Consider the following 21,353-nt stretch of genomic DNA (forward strand, 5'->3'; position numbering starts at 1 on the left):
GGTCAGCCGAGGGTGTGCTGCGCCCAGTCAGCGAACGACTCCCACCCGATCTGCGGATAGGCCGCGTGCAGTGCTGCGACGTCGACGCTGTACCCCTTGGTTGCCAAGAACGTGAACATCGCCCGCATGTCCGGCGACGAAATACGTTCGGGGTCATACGATTCCGCGTGAACCTGCTGGCCGGTCGCGGCAGTCACGGCGGCGGCCATCGCATTCGGAGTGATTTCGTCGGAGGCCAGGTCGATGCGTCGGCCTGCGAAACCGGACGGGGCGTCGAACAGCATCGCGACGAATCGGCCGAAGTCCTGGCGCGAGAGTTGTTGCAGTGGTTTCTCCGCGGGGAGGGCGAGCGGCATCACGCCGGCTTTGAGTGCGTCGAGGCTGCCGAGCAGGTTGTCGTAGAAGTACGTCGGGCCGACGATCGTGTGCGGGATGCTCGACGCAGCGAGCTTCGTCTCCACCTCGTACTTCGAGTCGAAGTGCGGAATACCGGTGTTGTGATCGGCATCGGCGACCGACGAGAACACCAGGTACGGCACGGCTGCGGCTTCAGCTGCCGCGATGATGTTCTCGCCCTGACCGACCTCGGCGTCGGCTCCCGCCTCGAACGGCGTCGTCAGGGCGAAGACCCCGGCGGCGCCGGCGAAGGCGTCGTCGAGCCCGCTTCCGGTCGCGATGTCGGCGACGGCGAGCGGGATGCCGCGGTCCGCGAGCTCCAGCGACCTGTCCGAATCCAGAAACCGTACGACGCCGCGCACGGATTTGCCTGCGTCGCGCAGCGCGTGCAACACCGCGCCGCCCTGATTGCCGGTCGCGCCGAGAACGACGTAAGGATATTCGGATGTGGGCATGGCGTCGACCTTTCCGTGGCGAGGAGCACCTCCGACGCTACCGATCGACGCCCGGTGACGACCGCACGAATTTGGGTCTGGGGTGGATTGGCCGTTATTATCGCCAAGCCTGGAGGATTCGCCTAGTGGCCTATGGCGCTCGCCTGGAACGCGGGTTGGGTTAATAGCCCTCAGGAGTTCGAATCTCCTATCCTCCGCAGCAGAAGCGAGCCCGGCGCGTACGTGAGCGTCGGGCTCGTTTCGTTTCCGCAGGTCACTGCTCCGAATCCGGTTGTCGTTCACTCCGCGGACACCTGCGCCTGGGATGGTTACGCGCGTTCAGCCGGAACGCTGCTCGCGGCGGCGGTCGAACGTACCCACCCCGTCCATGGCAGGAGCGACACGATGGCAGCGTTCAGAGCGACCAACCGCCCGCATCCGCATCGCCCGCGGCCGGCACGTCCACTGCAACCGAGTCGTCGGTTGGCTCTGGCGGCGTCGACGATCGCCCTGGCCGTGATGGCGTCGTTGGTCGCTTTCGCCCCGGCGCACGCATCGCCACAGCGTGGGGTTGACCCCGTGCACACCCCGACGCGCGCAGCGGGCGACTTCAGCCTGCTCATCGCGTACAGCTTCGGCAACCGCATCGCGCCGGGCGTCGACCCGACGCGCACGGTCGGCGAACCCGGCCCCGTCAACGAAGCGTTAGCCGAAACCGCGATCCGCACGCGCGGCAACCGCGCCATCCCGATCTACGCGCAGACCGAGATCGCCCGCGTACTGCATGCGAAGTTCCATGCCGCAGGCGTCGTCGAGATCCCGCCGAATCGCAAGCCCGACGGCACGCTCGTCTACCTCTCCACCGACGGTGTCGCCGCCAAGGTCGCACAACTCCGCGGACCGTCGGCGCGCGTCGACGTCGCCGGGATCGTCGCGTTCTCCGACCATCTGTGGCGCGCCGTCTACACGACGCGAGCCAACGGACTCGACGCCTATGCGCCCGCAGGCATCGCGATGCCCTCGACCTATGACGGACTGTCCGGGCAGGACTGGACCCGCAGCCGCACCGCCTACCTGCCGCGCGACTACGCGGCCCGCCTCGCTCTGCTCCCGCGACTCCTGCGCTGATCGGCTTCCGGGCGACAGCCTCGCCGACCCCCTGACACATCACGGCGAAGGCTCGCTACAATTGACGACGGATCCCGCGCGGCGTGCATCCTGTGAACTCCCCCAGGGCCGGAAGGCAGCAAGGGTCAACGGGCTCTCTCGGGTGCGCGGGGTCCTCTAACTTTGTTCAGATCCGCAAGCGTGCCGAAAGCCGCCATCGAGCCTGGCGCCGGTTCGGCGAGAGGTCTCCGTTGAACTACCACTCGATGAGTGCAGACGAACTTCGCGCCACCCAGGACGACCTGCAAAAACTGTACGAGGGTTTACTCTCCGCAGGGCTGAAGCTGGATCTCACCCGTGGTAAGCCTGCGCCGGAACAACTCGACCTCTCCAACGAGCTGCTGTCGTTGCCCGGCCTCGGCGACTACCGCGACGCCTCCGGCACGGACTGCCGCAACTACGGCGGCGTCAGCGGACTGCCGGAACTCCGCGCGATCTTCGCCGAACTGCTCGCCGTCGACGCCGACAACCTGATCGCCTTCGGTAACGCGAGCCTCGACCTGATGCACCAGGTAGTGGTGTCCTCGCTGCTCAAGGGCACTCCCGACTCACCGGCGTCCTGGTCGTCGACCGGCGAGACCGTCAAGTTCCTGTGCCCGTCGCCCGGCTACGACCGCCACTTCGCGATCACCGAGCACTACGGCATCGAGATGATCCCGGTGCCTATGCTCCCCAACGGCCCCGACGTCGACGTCTGCGCGCAGCTGGTTGCGGACGATCCGTCGATCAAGGGTCTGTGGGCCGTGCCCACCTACTCCAACCCCACCGGCGCCACCTACAGCGAAGACGTCGCACGCGCCCTGATGGCGATGCCCGCGGCGCCGGACTTCCGTGTCTTCTGGGACAACGCCTACGCCGTCCACACGCTCGTCGACGCCCCGCCCACCCCGCTGCCGATCGTCGACATCGCCGCGCAGGAGGGCCACCCCAACCGGGTCTACGTGTTCGGCTCGACGTCGAAGATCACCTTCGCGGGAGCGGGCGTTGCGTTCTTCGGGTCGTCGGCGGCCAACGTGAAGTGGCTGACCGACAATCTCGCGTTCACGACGATCGGCCCGGACAAGATCAACCAGCTTCGCCACCTGAGGTTCTTCGGTGATGCCGACGGCGTGCGCGCGCACATGGCCAAGCACCGAGAGATCCTCGCCCCCAAGTTCCGTCTGGTGCTCGAGATTCTCCAAGACCGGCTCTCCGACTCCAAGGTCGCGGCATGGTCGGAGCCCGAGGGCGGCTACTTCATCAGCCTCGACGTCCTCGACGGCGCCGCCATGCGCACCATCGAGCTTGCGAAGGAAGCCGGGATCGCTCTGACGGCCGCCGGCTCGACCTACCCGTACAAGCACGATCCGTACGACCGCAACATCCGGCTCGCACCGACCTTCCCCAGCACCGACGACCTGCGCGTCGCGATGGACGGCGTTGCGACCTGTGCACTTCTTGCCGCGACGGAGAAGCTCCTCGCCGACGTCGAATCCTGACGAGACGGCGCGCGTGTGACAGTCCGGCAATGGTGAGGGCCTCACGACGTTGGGTCGTGGCTGTCGGCTTCCTGCTCGTCGCCGCCGTGGCCGTGTGGTTGCAAGATGTGATCGTTCCCTTCACGACGCCGTTCTGGGGACTCTTCGACAACCAGCTCGACCTCGACGTGTACCGCGCGGGAACGCAGACCGTGCTCGACGGTGGCAGCCTGTACGACGCCAAACTGCTCGGCCAGATGGACTACACGTATGCACCCATCTCGGCGATTATCTTCATCCCGTTCGCGCTGATGTCGTTCGAAGTGGCCCGAATCGTCTGGACCGCAGGCATTTTCATCGCGCTGTACCTGGTGATCATGCTGTGCTTCCGGTCGCTCGGCAGGCAGGCAACGTGGCCGCTGCGGCTCATCGCGCTCTCGCTGATCGCCGTCTCGCTGCTGCTCGAACCGGTCCGCACGACGGTCTGGTACGGCCAGATCAACGTCTTCCTGTTGCTCATCATCCTGGCCGACCTGCTGCGTGTCGACAGACCCAAGGGCGACAACAGTCGGGGCATGGGGGTCGGCACCGGGATCGCCGCGGGTATCAAGCTGACCCCGTTGATCTTCATCTTGTACCTGGCGATTCTGCGTCGATGGCGCGCGATGTTCGGGGTCATCGCGGGTTTCGTCGGCACCATCGTCGTCGGATTCATCGTGCTGCCAAGCGAATCCTGGTCGTACTGGACCGACAAGCTCTTCGACTCCAATCGAGTCGGAGCGCCGCAAACCGTTGGAAATCAGTCGATCCGCGGGTGGTTGGCCAACCTCATCCACACCGACGCGCCGAATTCGTTGCTGTGGGGTGTCCTGGCCCTCGCGGCGCTCACGCTTGGCATGTATGCGGCCGTACTCGCGCACCGGCACGGCCAGGAACTCCTCGCGCTGAGCATGGTCGGCATGACGGCATGCGCGATCTCGCCCATGTCATGGGGACACCACTGGGTGTGGTTCGTGCCGATCTTGGTGATCTGCGTGAATCTTGTGCTGCGCATTGATCTGTCGCCGCTGCGTCGAGTACTGGCAGGCGTGGCGGGTGTCTGCCTGATTCTGGTGGCGTTCTCGTGGCGCACCTACCTCGCGCACCCGATCTGGTTCGTCAACAAGACGGTTCCCGACGCCTACCTCATCGGACTGTTTTTCAAACACGGCATCAGTTGGCTCGAATGGTTCACCGTTTATCCCTACAACGCGGTGTTCCTCTGCACGGCAATCGCGACAATCGTCGTCTATCGGTCGTCGAACAACACGGTTGTGACCGGCGCCGATAACGTTCGCGACACGGTCGGCTAGTTGCGCTAACGACTCGTCGCTGCAACTCGACGTGAATGGTGAAGGGTCCGAGGCTCCACATTCTCAAGGAGGCGCACCATGATTCGACGTTCGATGACACGCAGAATGATCACTGGGCTCGTCGGTGCCTGCGCGGTAGCCGCAGCCACGATCGGGGCAGGGCACGCCGCGGCTGATGAATCGGTCTACGGCGAGGTCGGAGTGCGGTGTTACAGCCTCAACCCCAACGTCTTCGATTTCCCCTCGTACGCGGGCATACATGTCCAGCGGCGAGCGGGAGACAACACGTTCACCATGTGGGGAGACAGCAAGAGCTTCTTTCGCTATTACTCGGACACGAGAGTCGCCGTCACCCAACTCTCCAATGGCGCGACGCGCACCTACAACACGCACTGGGTCCACACGATCGCCGACGACAGCGGCTATCGGATCGACGACATCCCGGGCCGCGGCAAGGTGAAGATCACGATCAATGCCGTCAACCGCGGACTGCTGACGCTGCGCGCACCCGAATGCTCCGGCGTCGTCGATCTGCAGTAGCACTACTCGGTTATTGTCAATTCACTGAACTCGGACACGGGTGGGCAATAAGCTGTCGCCAACTCGGCGGAGTCGCGAGCATGCTCCGCCCCGATGGTGGGAGTCAGTCATGGCAGGACGAGTGGTGGTACCCGATTCGATGGATCTCGGTTCGTGGATTGCGCGACGCGCAGCGATCATCCCGGATCACCCGGCACTAACCTTCGACGGTGAGACACTCACCTTCGCCGAATTCCAGCGTCGAATCGACCTGCTGGCCGAGCGATTGGTCGACGGCGGAGTCGCCCACGGCGATCGCGTTGCCTACCTCGGACCGAACCATTCGGCTTTCTTGGTCGCGCTGTTCGCCTGCGCGCGAGCGGGCGCGACGTTCGTCCCGCTCAACTTCCGGCTCACCGGACCCGAGCTCGCGTACATCCTCGATGACTGCGGCGCAACAACTCTCATCGCCGACGCCTCGCTGACCGGCGTCGTCGACGACGTGCGCGCAGACATCGACGTGCAGCGGTTCATCGCGGTCGGCGGTGCTGACGGATGGGAGAACTTCGACGACGTGCTGGCATCGGGTGTGCCGGTCGCCGATCCGGTGTTCGCCGACGCCGAGGATGTCGCGGTCATCATGTACACCTCGGGGACCACCGGCCGTCCCAAGGGTGCCATGCTCACGCACGGAAACCTGTTCTGGAACAACATCAATGCGCTACTCAGCTTCGACACCGTCTCCACCGACATCACCTACACCGCGGCGCCGCTGTTCCACATCGGCGGCCTCAACGTCACCACACTGGTCACGCTCCAGAAGGGCGGCCACGTGATCCTGTCGGGAGCGTTCGACCCAACACAGACACTCGCCGACATCGAAAAATACCGTGTGACAACGATGTTCGGCGTGCCCGCGATGTTCCTGTTCATGAGTCAGGTGCCTGCTTTCGTCACCGCCGATCTCTCGTCCCTGCGATACCTCATCTGCGGTGGCGCTCCGGTACCCGAGCCGTTGATGCGCACCTACGCCGACCGCGGAGTCACGTTCGCGCAGGGCTACGGCCTCACCGAGACGGCTCCGCTCGCACTCGTGATGGGTATCGACGAGTCGGAGAAGAAGATCGGAGCCGCGGGCAACAGGGTGCTGCCGCTCTCGAACGTGCGACTCGTCGACGCCACCAACGCCGAGGTGGCGCCGGGGCAGCCGGGCGAGATCTGTGTTCGTGGACCCCAGGTGATGGTGGGCTACTGGGACAATCCCGGCGCCACCGATGCCGCGATCGACGACGACGGGTGGTTCCACACCGGGGACGTCGGACGTGAGGACGAGGACGGTTACGTCTACGTCATCGACCGCGTGAAGGACATGGTGATCAGCGGTGGCGAGAACGTGTACCCCGCCGAGGTCGAGAGCGTGCTCTACAGCCATCCGGCGGTTGCCGAGGTCGCGATCGTCGGACTCCCGGATGACAAGTGGGGTGAGGCCGTCACCGCGGTCGTCGCGACGGCGCCCGGCGAGACCGTGACACTGGAAGAACTGCGCGAGTTCGCGGCCGACCGACTCGCCCGCTACAAGCTCCCGCTGCGTCTGGAGTTCATCGACGCGCTGCCGCGCAATCCGTCCGGCAAGGTGCTCAAGTTCGCGCTGCGCGACCGGTTCGGGGCTGAGAACACCACGGCCAGCCCGGCAGTCTGACCTGCCGCGACAGGTCGCTGTGCACAGCCGTAGGGGAGGGGGCTGCGCTGTCGGTGATCGCCGGTAGTCTCGACGCGTGGCTCTGTATCGCACCTATCGTCCGGCAACGTTCGCCGAAGTCGTCGGGCAGGAGCACGTCACCGATCCGCTCAGCCGCGCCCTCGACGGAAACCGCATCAATCACGCGTATCTGTTCTCCGGACCGCGCGGATGCGGCAAGACGTCATCGGCCCGCATCCTTGCGCGCTCACTGAACTGCGAGCAGGGCCCGACGTCGACGCCGTGTGGCGTCTGCTCGTCGTGCGTGGCCCTCGCGCCGGGCGGGCCGGGCAACCTCGACGTGATCGAACTCGACGCAGCCAGCCACGGAGGCGTCGACGACACACGTGAACTGCGCGACCGCGCCTTCTACGCACCGTCGGAGTCGCGATATCGCGTGTTCATCGTCGACGAGGCGCACATGGTCACCAACGCGGGGTTCAACGCGTTGCTGAAGATCGTCGAGGAGCCGCCGGAGCACCTCATATTCGTCTTCGCCACCACCGAGCCCGAGAAGGTCTTGCCGACCATCCGCTCGCGCACCCACCACTACCCGTTCCGGCTGCTCGCGCCGCCGGTCATGCGCGGGCTGCTCGAGAACATCTGCGCCAAAGAGGGCGTCGTCGTGGCGCCGGATGTCTATCCGTTGGTCATCCGCGCGGGTGGCGGCTCGCCCCGCGACTCGCTGTCGATCCTCGACCAGCTACTCGCTGGTGCATCCGACGAGGGCGTCACCTACGACCGCGCCCTCGCACTGCTCGGCGTCACCGACATCGCACTCATCGACGACGCCATCGACGCCCTTGCCGCCTCCGATGGCGCAGCGCTGTTCGCGACGGTCGAGAAGGTCGTCGACGCCGGGCATGATCCTCGACGCTTCGCCGTCGACCTACTCGAGCGGCTGCGCGATCTCATTCTGCTGCAAGCAGTTCCGGACGCTGCCGAACGCGGACTGGTTGAAGCACCGGGAGACCAACTCGCGCGGATGCAGGGGCAGATCGAGCACCTCGGACCGGGCGGACTCACCCGCTTCGCCGAGATCGTGCACGAAGCTCTCGGCGAGATGCGCGGCACCACGTCGCCGCGCCTGCTGCTCGAGGTGATGTGCGCGCGGATGCTGCTGCCATCGGTCTCCGCCGACGACGCAGCGCTGCTCCAGCGTCTCGAACGACTCGAGTCGGGCGTCGCTCCGGACGGAGGGAACGCCGGCGGTGCAACGCCCTCGCCGTCCGCGCGCGCCGAGGGTGCACCCACCGCGGCACCCGCCCCGCCGCCCGTCGACCCGCCCAAGTACGTCCGCCCCTCGCAGCGCAAGACGGCCGACGAGCCCGCCGCCCAGGCTGACGCGGCTCCCGCAGAGGCCGTGGCGCCCCCCGCTCCGCGCGATGAGGCTGCCCCGGCCGTCGGCGGCGATACTCCCGCTGGTCGAGCAGACCGGAGCGCCAGCGAAGGCGTCACTCCCGCTGGTCGAGCAGACCGGAGCGCCAGCGGAGGTCGTGTCGAGACCACCCCGCCCGAGCCCACGCGCGGTGATGCTCCCGCTGCCGCGTCCGCGGGCGATTCCCTCGCTGCCGCTGCCGAGCCCGCGAGCGATTCCCTCGCTGGTCGAGCAGACCGGAGCGCCAGCGGAGGTCGTGTCGAGACCACGCCCTCCGAGCCCACTCCCGCGGCGGCAGCACCCGCCGAGCCCACGCGCCCGATGCCGAAGCGCGAAGCGCAAGCGACGCCCGAACCTGCCCCGACGCCGGAACCGGCCGCGGTGGTAGCCGCAGACGACGACATCCCGCTGCCCGACGAGCCCGTCGACGACTACGACGCGCCAGTCCCCGACGACGGTCGACCGTCCATGCCGCGCAGCGTCGAACCCGAACCCGAACCACAACCAGAACCCGAGCCGCAGACCGGCCTCGACGTAGAGACCGCGCGCAAGCGTTTCCAGGAAGTGCGCGCCGCGGTCCGTGAGCGGTCGAAGAGTCTCGAGCCGATGCTGTCGAACGCCGTCGTCGACGAGATCCGCGACAACATCGTGGTCTTGGCGCATCCCGTCGAGGTGTTGGTCGGCAGGTTGTCGGCGCCGCACGCGGTGAACATCATGCGCGAGGCGCTGCGCGAGGTCTTCGGAACCGAACTCGACGTGCAGACGATCCACAAGATCGTCGACGTGAGCGCGCCCGCGAAAAACGCAGCGGGCCAACCGGATCGGCAGCAGCGTCGTGCTCAGACCTTCTCGCGTCCGAGCCGCGCTCGGGGCAGCTCGGGCGAGCAGTCCGACGCTGCCGCGGCACCGGAGGCCCCGGCCGAGCCCGAGGAGCCCGAACCGCCACGCCAAGACGACGACATCCCCGACGCGGAGCGTGCGGAGATGGTCGCCGAGGTGCAGAACGCCACCCCCGAGGGACGCTTCGACCCGAACAAGGTCGCGATGGAACTGCTCAAGACCGAGCTGGGCGCCCGGCCGCTGGAGTAGCGCGAACCTCGCGCCGCTACCAGCGGATTCGAGTCGCCTCTATGCGTCCCACCACGGGCGCAGCGGGAGATCGCTCTGACCGTACTCGTCGAGCTTGGTCGCGAGGACGTGGTGGAGCTGAACGATGTTGCGCTCGAAGCCGATTCGGCATCCGGCCATGTAGAGGCCCCACAGTCGGGCGGTACCCTCGGTGACCTCTTCGACGGCCTCGTCCCAGTGCTCGACGAGGTTGCGGTTCCAGTCGCGCAGGGTCATGGCGTAGTGCGGGCGGAAGTCCTCCTCGTGCAGCACCTCGAGCCCGCCGATGTCCTGGATCTTCGAGATGATCTTGCCGGAGCCGGTGAGCTCGCCGTCGGGAAAGACGTACCGGTCGATGAACGATCCGGCGCGTGCGTTCTTGAAGTTGTCGGGCCGAGTGATGCAATGGTTCAACATCATTCCGCCGACCCGGAGCTTGTCGCGGATGAACGAGAAGTACGCCGGGTAGTTGTGGACCCCGATGTGCTCGGTGAGTCCGATCGACGAGACGGCGTCGAAGTCGCTCTCGGTCACGTCGCGGTAGTCGCTGAACCGCACCTCGGCGAGGTCGCTGAGTCCCTCGTCGACGATCTTCTTCTGCGCCCACTCGGCCTGTTCCGCGGAGAGTGTGACGCCGAGCGTCTTGACTCCGCGCGACGCTCCGTAGCGCACCATTCCGCCCCAGCCGCAACCGATGTCGAGGAGACGGTCACCCGGCTTGAGTCGCAGCTTGTCGAAGATCAGACGGTACTTGTTCTCCTGGGCGGTCTCCAGCGACGCCTCGAGATCGGGGTAGACCGCGCAGGTGTAGGTCATCGACGGTCCGAGGACCCACTCGTAGAACGTATTCGACACGTCGTAGTGATGATGGATCACCTCGGCGTCGCGAGTCTTACTGTGCCGCAGTCCTTCCGCGAAGCGTCGCCAGCGCGGCAGTGCCTCCTGGGGCGGCGGCGCGATCGGCTTGAAATGCTCGATGCCCAGCGAGCGGGCCACATGTGCCAACGTCAGCGGAGACGGACGCTTGAATTCGAGGTCGGCGGCCAAAGCACGCAGCGCCTCGTAGGGGTCACCGGGGTGGGCACCGATCAACTCGAGGTCGCCTGAGACGTATGCGCGCGCCAACCCGAGATCCCCGGGGGCGGTGACGAGATACGTTGTGCCACGGGCGTTCTTGAGGTTCAATCCGTACTCGGCGTCGGCGGGACCTGCCGAGCTGCCGTCGTACGCGGTGACCCTGATGCTGAGATTGCCGCCGACGAGCGACTCGAAGATCTGCGCCAGAGTCATTTTGCCCTGCGAGGTGTCCGAGGGAGAGGGAGACGCGGGTACGTTGTCCTTGAACGTGGTCATTGCCGTTTCACCGCTTTCGCATAGAGGTCGAGAAGCCGGCCGCGAGGGTCGTACCGCTTCTTCAGGAGTCGATAGTGTTCGCCACCGTAGAGTTCGTCGAACTCTTCGGGGGAGTAGAAGGATTCCGAATACAGCGATTTGTGGCCGTCGAGATCGGCCACCTCTCGCTCGATGAGCTTGTTGGCGTGTCCCGGGTCGTCGGGCGTCACGGGCACCGCAGACCAGAACCCGACGTTGACGTAGGTGCGCTTGGGCTCGAGCGGGTAGAGCGGCCAGGGGCGTGCGGCGTCGGCGACAGCCAGCGCCGGCTCACGTAAACGCAACGGGCACAACCACACCGGCTCGATCGGAATGTTCTCGAGGAACCACTCGAGGTACGCGGTGGTGTTCTCGATGGGAACCTCGATGTCTTGCACCACCCGCTCGTTGGCGGGCAAACCCTTGCGCTTGTTGAGTCTGTCGGCGATGTCGAAGCGCTGGTCGTAGCCGATCAACTTCCAGTAGAAGCTGCTGCGCAGCAACTTCTTTGGCCAAAGCCGTCGAATCTTGGGGTTCTGGGCACCGAAGGCTCGTGAGCACCAGAACCAGTCGGTGTCCCAGCGCCAGAGGTAGTCGTGGATGGTCAGGCGGTCGCGCTTGATCCCCGAGGCGTGCTGGATGGACCGGTAGTAGATGTCCATCCCCGTGTAATCGCTGACCGGACCGGCCTCGTCGGTTTGGCGGCCGACGGTCAGGTAGGCCTCGTCGGCGGTGAAAACCACACCATCGAGGTAGTCGACGCGCTCGCCGTCGTAGCTACGCTCGTCTGCGATGGTGTTCATCGTCGACTGCAGTGCCGCAAGATCGTGAAAACGTATGTGGCGCAATGCGACGTACGGCTGAACGGTTTCGAGCTCGATCTTCAGTCTGACCGAATACCCCAGCGTCCCATATGAATTGGGGAAGCCGAAGAAGAGTTCGGAGTTCTCGTTGGTCGGGGTTGCGGTGACGATGGAGCCGTCGCCGGTCAGAATGTCTATCTCGAGCACCGACTCGTGCGGCAAGCCGTTGCGGAAGGATGTGCTCTCGATGCCGAGACCCGTGACCGCTCCGCCGAGGGTGATGGTCTTGAGCTGCGGCACCACCAGCGGCGCCAGCCCGTACGGCAGCGTTGCGGCGACCAGGTTCTCGTAGGTGCACATCCCCGCGACGTCGGCGGTCTTGGCCACCGGGTCGACGGAAATCACCCTGTCGAGACCCGATACGTCGAGGCCGGGATGCGGATTCTTGGCGCGTGCACGAAACAGGTTCGACGTCTTTTTCGCGAGACGGACCGTTGCTCCCGGCGGAATTGCCCGATAGCTGGCCAGAAGGGTGGCAACCCCGTCGTCGAATGCCTGTGCCCCCATCTCCAACCGTCCAGAAGTCACTTGGCTAGCCTAGGACCTGATCAGCACGCCCGCCAATCTGCCATGAAGGAGTGCCCGTCGTGGGTGAGATTTCCGCCAGTCAATCGATCGACATCGCCGCAAGTGCCGACCAGGTGATCGGGGTGCTTGCCGACTACGTCGACGCGCGTCCGGCGATCCTTCCCGAGCAGTACCGCGACTACAAGGTCATCAGCGGCGGCCAGGGCGACGGCACGGTGGTGCATTGGATTCTGCAGGCGACCTCGAAGCGTCAGCGCGACGTCAAGGCGACCGTCAGCGTCGTGCCGGACACCATCACCGAACGCGACGAGAATTCGTCGATGGTCACCACCTACAAGGTCACCCCGGCCGGTAGCGGTTCCAAGGTCACCACGACCACCACGTGGAACTCCAACGCCAGCGGCATCGGCGGCTTCTTCGAGAAGACGTTTGCGCCCAAGGGTCTCGCGAAGATCCAGGCACAGTTGCTCGCGAACCTGAAGGCGCGGGTCGAGAAGTAAAGGCCAGTTCTGCGGACCGGTTCGCACGATGAGTCCGCAGGACGACGCCCGGACGCCACGACGTCGCGGTCGCGCCCGGCCCTCGCCGCTGCCGGTGCGCGACGGCGTCGACGCGACGCGCGTCGTGGTGCGCCACGGCGAGGAGCGGACCGTCGGGGAGTCGCTGCTGGCCAGCCCGTCGCTGGCCGACCTGACCGTCGACGGCCTACGGGAGCGGACTGCCGCTGGCGAAGTGGTCGACGCAGATGGCAATCGCGCCGACCTCGACGCTCCCGCCCGTGCCAACACGTCGTATTACCTGCATCGGGACCTGCCCGACGAGATCGAGATCCCGTTCGACCTGCCGATCCTGTACCGCGACGAGAACATTGTCGTCGTCGACAAACCGCCGTTCCTCGCGACCATGCCGCGCGGGCGGCACGTCGCCCAGACCGCTTTGGTGCGGCTGCGGCGTGAACTCGGCAACGACGCGCTCGCGCCCGCTCACCGGCTCGACCGCCTGACGTCCGGGGTGCTGTTGTTCACGGCCCGCCCGCAGGTGCGCGCGGCGTATCAGGACCTGTTCGCCCGACGACTCGCGCGCAAGGAATACCGTGCGCTGGCACCGCTCGACGACGCGCTGCGCACCCCGGCGACCGTGCGCAATCGCATCGAGAAAACGGCCGGTGACCTGCGGGCTCTGGTCGTCGACGGCGAAGTCAACGCGGTCAGCGAGATCACTCTGATCGAGGATGTCGGGCTTGGCCACGGCCTCTACCGTCTGCGTCCGCACACCGGACGCACCCACCAACTCCGCCTGCACATGGCATTGCTCGGGGTGCCCATCGTCGACGATCCGCTGTACCCCGACGTACGCCCCGACCTCGCTGAACTGCCCGATCGAGGCGACTTCACCCGGCCGCTGCGCCTACTCGCGCACAGCCTGGAGTTCGACGACCCGCTGACCGGCGAACCGCGGAGATTCGTCAGCGGTCGGCACCCGGAACAGTCGCCCGCCCGGGCCGGGTGAGCAAGTGCGTACACAATCGTGTCGTCAGCGGAGGGCCATCGAAATTATTGTCGCGGCCCCTCGCTCAGGTACGAGTTGTGTACGTAGTAGTGGCAGTTGCGGGCCCGGACGTGGGCTCGATCAGCCTCGAATGCGTCGCTAGGCTGACATTCGTGACCATCCACGCCTCCTACGAGCGACACCCCGATCTCGGGTGCGAGGCCGTCGTCTTCATCGACGACGAATCGATGGGCTGCTTCCAGATTCAGCGCGACCTGGTCAGTGACTCCGAAGCGGGTGGCCGTGTGGGCCCTGGCCTTGGAGGCTCTGGCCGCGAAGGCTATTGCGTCACCACGGGAGCCAGTGCGCCCGTCTACGGCGGGGTGGTCGAGTGGCGTCGCGTCGACAACGACCGGATCGAGTTCGCGCTCACCCCGAAGGCGGGCAGGCTTTTCGGCGACAACCTGCTCTCCTTCCAGATCACGCCGGTCGGCGACGAGAGTGTCGACGAGATCATCGAGCATGTCGAGCGACTGCTGCGGTGAGCGCACCGACTATCCTGGTGAACGTGACTCAACCTTTTGACCCCAGTTCCCTGTTCGGCGGCGGTGACGGCGGCGAGAATCCGATGGCGGGCCTGCTCGCTCAGGCGCAGCAGATGCAGGAGAAGTTGCTCGCGGCGCAGGAGGAGATCGCGGCAACCGAGGTCACCGGTTCGGCCGGCAACGGGCTGGTCACCGTGACCGGAACCGGTACCGGCGAGGTCACCGCGGTGACCATCGATCCCAAGGTCGTCGACGCAGACGACGTCGAGACGCTGCAGGATCTGGTCCTCGGTGCGCTGTCGGATCTCGCGTCCAAGCGTGACGAACTGACGAGCGCGAAGATGGGACCGCTCGCAGGCGGACTCGGCGGCGGACTTCCCGGCCTCGGCTGACACTTCATGTACGAGGGCCCCATCCAGGATCTGATCGACGAGCTGGCCAAACAGCCAGGGCTCGGCCCCAAGGGTGCGCAGCGCATCGCCTTCCACCTGCTCGCCGGTGAGAAGTCCGACATCGACCGACTCATCGCTGCCCTCGGCCACGTCCGCGACGACGTCACCTTTTGTGCGGAGTGCGGCAATGTCTCCGCGGATCGGCTTTGCCGCATCTGTTCCGACGCGCGTCGCGATGCCACCAAGATCTGCGTCGTCGAGGAGCCCAAGGATGTCCACGCGATCGAGCGGACCAAGGAGTTCCACGGTCGCTATCACGTGCTCGGCGGTGCGCTCGATCCGCTGTCGGGGATCGGGCCCGATCAACTGCGCATCCGCGAACTGCTTCGACGCCTCGCCAATCAGCCCGACGGTATCGACGTCAGCGAGATCATCGTCGCGACCGACCCCAACACCGAGGGCGAGGCCACCGCGACCTACCTCCTGCGCATGCTCAAAGACTTCCCGGGGCTGTCGGTGACTCGCCTGGCTTCGGGTCTGCCGATGGGTGGCGACCTTGAGTTCGCCGACGAACTCACACTCGGCCGGGCGTTGTCGGGGCGGCGGGTGCTGGCCTGACCGCCATGACACCTGAACTCGATATCCAGCTCGACGAACTCGCCGCGGAAATGGTGTCCGGCATCGTCGCCATCGACGGGCCATCCGGATCGGGAAAGACCACCGTGGCGGACGCGCTCGTCGAGAAGTTGCGCGCTCGCGGCACCGGCGTCGTGCTCGTCCGCACCGACGATTTCGCCACCTGGGACGACCCCGTGGCGTGGTGGCCGGAGATGGAATCCGATGTGCTGCATGCCTTTGTCCGACGTCGCGACTACCGGTATCGCCCACGGGAGTGGGTCGACGGTGAGCCACGCGTCGGCAAAAGGGTCTGGTATCGCTGGGAGCCCTTGCTGATCATCGAAGGGGTGTCGGCGGCGCGGCGTCGTATCGCCGACCGGTTGACGTACTCGCTGTGGCTCGACGGCGGCGCTCCCGACGAGCGACTCGAACGCGCTATTGCGCGCGACGGCGAGGCATCCCGGCCTCACCTCGAGAAGTGGCAGCAGTTCGAGCGCGGCTGGTTCGCCGTCGACCGCACGCGCGAGCGGTGCCGGGTGCTGGACTGACCCGCGTACCGTGAGCTCATGGCCTACCGCAGCATCGCGACACTCGACGCGGCGCTGATCCAGTGTCGTGCGTGCCCGCGGCTCGTCGCGTGGCGTGAATTGGTCGCCAGGGAGAAGCGTGCGGCCTTCGCCGACCAAACCTATTGGGGCAGGCCGATTCCCGGCTTCGGTCCGGCCGACGCCGCGATGCTGATCCTCGGGCTGGCGCCCGCGGCGCACGGCGCCAACCGGACCGGCCGAATGTTCACCGGCGACCAGAGCGGCGACGTGCTCTACCGTGCGCTCTACGACGTCGGGCTGGCCAACAAACCCACTGCGGTCTCGATCGACGACGGCCTGGAACTGACCGGCGTGCGGATCACCGCGCCCGTCCACTGCGCGCCACCGCAGAACAAGCCGACTCCGGCTGAGCGCGACCAGTGCGCGCACTGGCTACACAACGAAATCGACCTTCTCGCACCGACTTTGCGATCGGTCTTCGTCCTTGGCGCATTCGGTTGGCAGGCGGCGCTGACCGGGTTCGCAGGTCTCGGGTGGGAGGTCGCGCGGCCCCGACCGAAGTTCGGTCATGGAGCGCAGACCGTGATTCGACGCGGCGACCGCGAACTCACCTTGTTCGCGAGTTATCATGTGAGCCAACACAATACGTTCACCGGACGCCTGACGCCCGCCATGCTGCGCGAGGTACTGCGCGCCGCGGGCCGCCACGCGGGGTTGCCCGTTGTCGACGACGCGAGCGCGTGACTGATCGACCCGCTGAGGTGAGCCTTCGTATCGGAGCCGGCGGCCGAGTGGATACGATCGGCGTCAACAACGGTGTCCGCGTCGAAGCGGTGTGCAGCAGAACGGAAGTGACGGCGTCCATGAGCGAGAAGATGCGACGGCTCGCAGGTCGCGATCCCGACTCGACGTGCCGCTGCGGTCATCCCCGCGCAGCCCACGAACACTTCCGATCGGGCACCGACTGCGCCATCTGCGGGCCGGAGAAGTGCCCGCGCTTCCGCCGGGCGTGGTCTCGACAGGCTCGACCAGCGGAGTAGCGCTCGGCCGGCGGGTGGTCTCGACAGGCTCGACCAGCCGCGTGGGCGCTCGACCTCTCCCGCCGATTGAGCAGGGGGCGAACGCAGTGAGCACCCGTGTCGAAATCAGCCTCGACGCGGGGTGGTCTCGACAAGCTCGACCAGCGGGCTGGGCGCTCGACCAGCGGAGTAGCGCTCGACCAGCGAAGGTGGAGCTCAGCCTCGACGCCCGGCGGCGAGCCGCTCGCGGCGCAGCCGGTCCACTTCGGGCAGGTCCAGCGGTGCCAGCGAGTCGACGCCCATCGCGCGTGCCAAGAGCAGGTCGGCGAGCTGCGGGTTCCTTGCCAGCGCCGGACCGTGCATGTACGTCCCGAGCACCGAGCCCTGCACGACGCCCTCGGTCCCGTCGCCGACACCGTTGCCGACGCCGTGGCGGACCTTCGCGAGCGGCGCTGCGTCGGACCCCAGCGTTGTACCCCCGCGGTGGTTCTCGAATCCGGTGAGCTGATCGGTCAGTCCGGGCATCACCGGGTCGGTGACCACCTCGCCGATACTGCGTGTGGCCTGCGGCGACGTGGTCAGGTCGAAGAGTGAGATGCCGTCGACGCGTTCGCCTGCCGACGTCTCGTACCAGTGGCCGAGCACCTGGATCGCGGCGCAGATGGCGAGCACGGGACGTCCGGCGGCGGCGGCCCGCTGCAGACCCGGGTATCGCGTGAGATGCCGAGTGGCGAGCCGCTGGGCATAGTCTTCAGCGCCGCCGAGGGTGTAGACGTCGAGCGAGTCGGGCACCTCGTCGTCGAGGGTGATCTGCACGATCTCGGCGTCGACCCCACGCATGCGCGCCCGCTGACGCAGGATCAATGCGTTGCCGCCGTCGCCGTAGGTGCCCATGACGTCGGGCAGGACGAGGCCGATGCGCAGCGTCGACGTACTCATTGCTGTCCCTTCCGTGCGCGCTCGGCGCGTTCGATTGCGACGCCGAGGTCGCGGAACGCCGTGTAATTGGCCAACACCTCGACGCGTCCGGGCGGGCACGAGGCGATGGCTTTCGTGGTGTCGGGGATGGTGGTGTGCTCGGCGCCCGCGTAGAGCAGTCGGACCGACAGGTCGGCGGCGCGTTCGCCGGCCGCGACCACCTGCATCGTCTCGAATGCCTCGAAGCGCACGTCCCACAGCCAGGAGAGATCCTCGCCGTCGGGGACCTGACCGTTGACGGCGATGACCAGGCCGTCGGCGTCCTGATCGATCATCGAGAGCGCTTCCTGCCAACCCGCGGGATTCTTGGCGAGCAGCGTGCGCACGGAATGGTTGCCCACCTGGTGGATGCCGTAGCGTCCGGCCACCTCGCCGACGGTGCTGACGGCGGCAACGGCCTTCGCGGGGTCGGCGCCCATCGCGACGGCAGCGGCTACCGCCTGCGCGGCGTTGCCCCGGTTGGCGCGGCCGGGCACGCTCAGCGTCATCGGGGCCTCGAATCCGTCAGGGCCATAGATCTTTTCGTCGTCGACCCACCACTGGGGCGTCGGACGACGGAACGTCGGATCGCCTGTCGAATACCAGTCGACGCCGCTCTGAATCGACGGGTCGGTGGGGTCGCCGGAGGTGCGCGCGATCGGTTCGCCGGTGCGCGGGCAGCTCACCGAGTCGCCGACCCAGCTCGCACCCGCAGCCACCCAGACGACCTTCGGAGCGTCGAACGCGGCAGAGGTGATCAGGACGTCGTCGCAGTTGGCGATCACCGTCGTATCGGGGTGGCGTGCCAGGCCTTCGCGGAGTCGTCGTTCGATCATGTTGATCTCTCCGACGCGGTCGAGCTGGTCGCGTGAGAGGTTGAGCATCACCACGACCTCGGGGTCGACGGCGTCGCTCACGTGCGGAACGTGCAACTCGTCGACCTCGAGTGCGGCGACCGGCGCCGTCCGCTGCAAGCTGAGCGTCGCGATGATGCCCGCGTCCATGTTGGCGCCGTCGGCCTGGGTGGCGACCTCGCCGAGTTCCGCCAGAGCCGCGGCGGTCATGCGTGTTGTCGTCGACTTTCCGTTCGTCCCGGTGATCAGCGCGGTCCGTTTTCCGGCGGCGAGACGCCCCATGATGTTCGGGTCGATCTTTTCGGCGACCAGGCCGCCGATCATCGATCCCTTGCCACGCCCCGCGGTGCGCGACGCCCAGCGGGCAGCCGACGCAGCTCCGAGGGCTAGCGACGTACGAAGGGGGACACGGGTGGTCGAGCCACCCGGAGCGGGGACGCGGTCGGGCATGGGGAGAGTCTTTCACAGCGCCCCACGGCGCGCCGTCGGGGCGCAGCGCCCGCGCTGGTCGGGCCGCTCTTCGCTGGTCGAGCCGCCCCCTCGCTGGTCGAGCCGCCCCCACTGGTCGAGCCGCATCCCGCTGGTCGAGCTTGTCGAGACCACGCCCTCGTGCGGGTAGTCTCGCGGCCGTGAGTCGCGCCTCCAATCCCACGCTGTCCCCGCCGCTACGACCCGTTCGCTCGCTGTTGCGAGTCATCGGCCACGTACCACCGCAGGTGTTCGGTGCAGTGTCGCGATGGTGTCCGGTCAACGCTGACGGCGACCACGTCAGCGTCGAGATGCTGGCCGCGGCGGTGGCCACCGCAGTCCTCCCGGATGCCGACATGGGAGGCCCGACCATCGGCAGGGCGCGCAGCGGTTTGGCGCGGGTCGCAGCGCTCACCGCAGAAAAACTCCCGGTGCTTGCCGTCGAGGAGGATTTGGAGTTCGACGGCCCGGCAGGCCCGATCCCGGTGACGCGCTACCGCGCGGGCGTCGAGAGCCGCGGGTTGATCCTGTTCTTCCACGGCGGAGGGTTCACCACGGGCAGTCGCAGAAGTCACGACCCACTGGCGCGCAGGCTCGCCCTCGACACCGGCGCCGACGTCGTCTCGGTCGAGTACCGACTCGCGCCGGAGAATCCCTTCCCCGCAGCGGTCGACGACGCTCTCGCCGCCTGGCGCGGTGTGGTCGACGCCGCCCCGGGCTGGGGTATCCCCAGCGACCGGATCGTCGTGGCAGGCGACAGCGCAGGCGGCAATCTCGCGGCGGTCATCGCGCAGCAAGTTCGTGGCGAGCAGGTGACGCCGCTCCTGCAACTCTTGCTCTACCCCAAGACCGATTCCGTCGGCGAATACGGCTCAACCCGCGAGTTCTCGAAGGGCTACTTCTTGACCGCCGAGCGCATCGCTGACTTCACGGACATCTACGTGCCCGATCCTGCCCAGCGCGCCGATCCACGCGTCTCTCCGCTACTGGCACAAGACCTTTCAGGACTACCGCCTGCACACGTGGTAGTTGCTGGATTCGATCCTCTGCGCGACGAGGGCATCGCATACGCCGACGCTCTCGGTGCTGCGGGGGTGCCCGTCACGCTGCAGCGCGAGGGTTCGCTGATCCACGGGTTCGCCAACATGGCTGCGTTCAGTTCTGTTGCAGGTCAAGCGATCTCGCGGTTCACCGCCGTGGCTTCCGATGCCCTGCGCTGACGCGGGCCGCGCATCAGTAGAGTGGTCGACGGTTCGGGGCGAGTTCAGCTGTTTTACATGGGGGATGTGGCGTGAGGATGCCGAAAAGTGGACGCCCGGTGATCGGGGCAACGGGGATCAGGACGACGGGGATTAGGGCAATGCTGATTCCTGCGGCGGCCGCGGTGGTCGTCGGACTCGCGGGATGCGGCGGAGGCGAGAGCGATTCGACGCCGCCGAGCTCCTCGACTCCCGACGCTGCGAAAGCGTCACCGCTGCAAGGTGATCAGCTCTACCTCGCAGGGCTGAAGCAGCTCAACGTGCGCTTTCCCGACGACGCCGCCGCGGTCGCAGCGGGCAAGCAGGTGTGCGCGAATCTGAAGGCGGGCGACGGCCTCCTCGACGCCATACGCAAGGTGGGCAACGGACTCGACGACGCCGAGTCCGGCCAGGTCGTCGGCCTCGCAGCACAGACCTATTGCCCCGATCAGCTCGGAAAGCTCAGCGGCGTCCAGTCGGAGAACTGACTCAGAAGCGTTCGTCGGGCTGCGGGATCGACCCCGGTGGTGCCGGCTCGTAATGACTCTGCGCCGCAGCCGGATACGGCTGCGGCGGGGTGTCGGACTCCCTGGTCGGATACCCCGGTGCGCCCGCCGGAGGCTGGTATCCAGGCGGGGGCCCCTGATACCCGGCAGGAGGCCCCTGATACCCGGCAGGAGGCGCCTGGTAGCCGGGCGGTGGCCCTTGGTACCCGGGCGGAGGCGGCTGGTAGCCGGGCGGTGGTGCTTGGTATCCGGGCGGTGGCCCTTGGTACCCGGGTGGAGGCGGCTGGTAGCCGGGCGGTGGTGCTTGGTATCCGGGCGGTGGTCCTTGGAATCCCGGGATTCCGACACCAGCGGCAGGCATGCCCGGGTTGAACGAATCAGACACTGTCGCAGCGAGTTCCAGGAACGCA

Annotated in this window: 21 protein-coding genes, 1 tRNA gene and 1 other RNA gene; 18 read left to right on the forward strand and 5 right to left on the reverse strand. The window is 66.8% G+C overall.

The genetic code is table 11. The features are described 5' to 3' along the window. Positions 1-2: 2 nt before the first annotated feature. On the reverse strand, positions 3-851 hold the full coding sequence (locus tag RND64_RS01850) for an NmrA family NAD(P)-binding protein (RefSeq protein ID WP_331436413.1): 849 nt from the start codon (positions 849-851) through the stop codon (positions 3-5). A 111-nt stretch (positions 852-962) separates the two neighbouring features. On the opposite strand from RND64_RS01850, the gene RND64_RS01855 reads away from it, so the two are divergent. The 8 genes from RND64_RS01855 to RND64_RS01890 all read left to right on the forward strand — a co-directional run bounded on the left by RND64_RS01855 (position 963) and on the right by RND64_RS01890 (position 9,530). After that, positions 963-1,048 (forward strand) — tRNA-Ser (locus RND64_RS01855). Between the two features lie 187 nt (positions 1,049-1,235). Continuing rightward, positions 1,236-1,958 (forward strand): hypothetical protein, encoded by a 723-nt coding sequence (locus RND64_RS01860; protein ID WP_235434426.1) that lies wholly within the window; start codon positions 1,236-1,238, stop codon positions 1,956-1,958. 66 nt (positions 1,959-2,024) lie between these two features. After that, an RNA gene (gene ffs / locus RND64_RS01865) (signal recognition particle sRNA small type) lies at positions 2,025-2,119 on the forward strand. Positions 2,120-2,188: 69 nt separating this feature from the next. After that, a complete protein-coding gene (locus tag RND64_RS01870; protein WP_049700132.1) occupies positions 2,189-3,475 on the forward strand; it encodes an aminotransferase class I/II-fold pyridoxal phosphate-dependent enzyme in 1,287 nt (428 codons plus the stop codon). A 29-nt stretch (positions 3,476-3,504) separates the two neighbouring features. Further along, positions 3,505-4,806, forward strand: a complete 1,302-nt coding sequence (locus tag RND64_RS01875) for a glycosyltransferase 87 family protein (RefSeq protein WP_270484723.1) — start codon at positions 3,505-3,507, stop codon at positions 4,804-4,806. Positions 4,807-4,884: 78 nt separating this feature from the next. Then, positions 4,885-5,346 carry a hypothetical protein gene (locus RND64_RS01880; RefSeq protein ID WP_049700501.1) on the forward strand — a complete coding sequence of 154 codons (462 nt, stop codon included), beginning with the start codon at positions 4,885-4,887 and terminating at the stop codon, positions 5,344-5,346. A 109-nt stretch (positions 5,347-5,455) separates the two neighbouring features. Next, positions 5,456-7,024 carry an acyl-CoA synthetase gene (locus RND64_RS01885; RefSeq protein ID WP_049700502.1) on the forward strand — a complete coding sequence of 523 codons (1,569 nt, stop codon included), beginning with the start codon at positions 5,456-5,458 and terminating at the stop codon, positions 7,022-7,024. A gap of 76 nt (positions 7,025-7,100) precedes the next feature. Further along, the gene (locus RND64_RS01890; RefSeq protein ID WP_049700503.1) at positions 7,101-9,530 is read left to right on the forward strand and encodes a DNA polymerase III subunit gamma and tau; all 2,430 of its coding nucleotides are present in this window, start codon (positions 7,101-7,103) and stop codon (positions 9,528-9,530) included. A gap of 39 nt (positions 9,531-9,569) precedes the next feature. On the opposite strand, the gene RND64_RS01895 is transcribed toward RND64_RS01890, so the two are convergent. After that, positions 9,570-10,901 carry a class I SAM-dependent methyltransferase gene (locus RND64_RS01895; RefSeq protein ID WP_049700504.1) on the reverse strand — a complete coding sequence of 444 codons (1,332 nt, stop codon included), beginning with the start codon at positions 10,899-10,901 and terminating at the stop codon, positions 9,570-9,572. Beyond that, a complete protein-coding gene (locus RND64_RS01900) occupies positions 10,898-12,289 on the reverse strand; it encodes an FAD-binding oxidoreductase (protein ID WP_049700505.1) in 1,392 nt (463 codons plus the stop codon). The genes RND64_RS01895 and RND64_RS01900 overlap by 4 nt, the downstream gene beginning before the upstream one ends. 80 nt (positions 12,290-12,369) lie before the next feature. Between RND64_RS01900 and RND64_RS01905 the strand changes: the two genes are divergently transcribed. From RND64_RS01905 to RND64_RS01935, 7 genes are all read left to right on the forward strand, one after another. Next, the gene (locus RND64_RS01905; protein WP_049700628.1) at positions 12,370-12,810 is read left to right on the forward strand and encodes an SRPBCC family protein; all 441 of its coding nucleotides are present in this window, start codon (positions 12,370-12,372) and stop codon (positions 12,808-12,810) included. 28 nt (positions 12,811-12,838) lie between these two features. Then, the gene (locus RND64_RS01910) at positions 12,839-13,819 is read left to right on the forward strand and encodes a pseudouridine synthase (protein WP_331436414.1); all 981 of its coding nucleotides are present in this window, start codon (positions 12,839-12,841) and stop codon (positions 13,817-13,819) included. A 152-nt stretch (positions 13,820-13,971) separates the two neighbouring features. Further along, positions 13,972-14,343: a hypothetical protein gene (locus RND64_RS01915; protein ID WP_049700630.1), complete on the forward strand. Its 372-nt coding sequence runs from the start codon at positions 13,972-13,974 to the stop codon at positions 14,341-14,343. A 23-nt stretch (positions 14,344-14,366) separates the two neighbouring features. Continuing rightward, complete coding sequence (locus RND64_RS01920; RefSeq protein ID WP_039856699.1) at positions 14,367-14,735, forward strand: YbaB/EbfC family nucleoid-associated protein; 369 nt, start codon at positions 14,367-14,369, stop codon at positions 14,733-14,735. 6 nt (positions 14,736-14,741) lie between these two features. Continuing rightward, positions 14,742-15,353 (forward strand): recombination mediator RecR, encoded by a 612-nt coding sequence (gene recR / locus RND64_RS01925; protein ID WP_049700506.1) that lies wholly within the window; start codon positions 14,742-14,744, stop codon positions 15,351-15,353. Between the two features lie 5 nt (positions 15,354-15,358). Beyond that, positions 15,359-15,901 (forward strand): uridine kinase family protein, encoded by a 543-nt coding sequence (locus tag RND64_RS01930; protein ID WP_049700507.1) that lies wholly within the window; start codon positions 15,359-15,361, stop codon positions 15,899-15,901. Between the two features lie 18 nt (positions 15,902-15,919). Further along, positions 15,920-16,645, forward strand: coding sequence for a uracil-DNA glycosylase (locus RND64_RS01935; RefSeq protein ID WP_049700508.1), 726 nt, complete (start codon positions 15,920-15,922; stop codon positions 16,643-16,645). 491 nt (positions 16,646-17,136) lie between these two features. On the opposite strand, the gene RND64_RS01940 is transcribed toward RND64_RS01935, so the two are convergent. Next, entirely contained in the window at positions 17,137-17,859 is a 723-nt protein-coding gene (locus RND64_RS01940) for a type 1 glutamine amidotransferase (protein ID WP_049700510.1), read from the reverse strand. Then, on the reverse strand, positions 17,856-19,181 hold the full coding sequence (locus RND64_RS01945; RefSeq protein WP_049700511.1) for a MurT ligase domain-containing protein: 1,326 nt from the start codon (positions 19,179-19,181) through the stop codon (positions 17,856-17,858). Before RND64_RS01945 ends, RND64_RS01940 begins: the two co-directional genes overlap by 4 nt. A 179-nt stretch (positions 19,182-19,360) precedes the next feature. Between RND64_RS01945 and RND64_RS01950 the strand changes: the two genes are divergently transcribed. The 3 genes from RND64_RS01950 to RND64_RS23100 all read left to right on the forward strand — a co-directional run bounded on the left by RND64_RS01950 (position 19,361) and on the right by RND64_RS23100 (position 21,315). Further along, positions 19,361-20,419: an alpha/beta hydrolase gene (locus RND64_RS01950; RefSeq protein ID WP_049700512.1), complete on the forward strand. Its 1,059-nt coding sequence runs from the start codon at positions 19,361-19,363 to the stop codon at positions 20,417-20,419. A 140-nt stretch (positions 20,420-20,559) separates the two neighbouring features. Then, a complete protein-coding gene (locus RND64_RS01955; protein ID WP_049700513.1) occupies positions 20,560-20,925 on the forward strand; it encodes a DUF732 domain-containing protein in 366 nt (121 codons plus the stop codon). A gap of 210 nt (positions 20,926-21,135) precedes the next feature. After that, positions 21,136-21,315 carry a hypothetical protein gene (locus RND64_RS23100; protein ID WP_414651987.1) on the forward strand — a complete coding sequence of 60 codons (180 nt, stop codon included), beginning with the start codon at positions 21,136-21,138 and terminating at the stop codon, positions 21,313-21,315. Positions 21,316-21,353: the final 38 nt, after the last annotated feature.

The organism is Gordonia sp. w5E2, from assembly GCF_036540975.1.
Taxonomy (GTDB): domain Bacteria; phylum Actinomycetota; class Actinomycetes; order Mycobacteriales; family Mycobacteriaceae; genus Gordonia; species Gordonia jacobaea.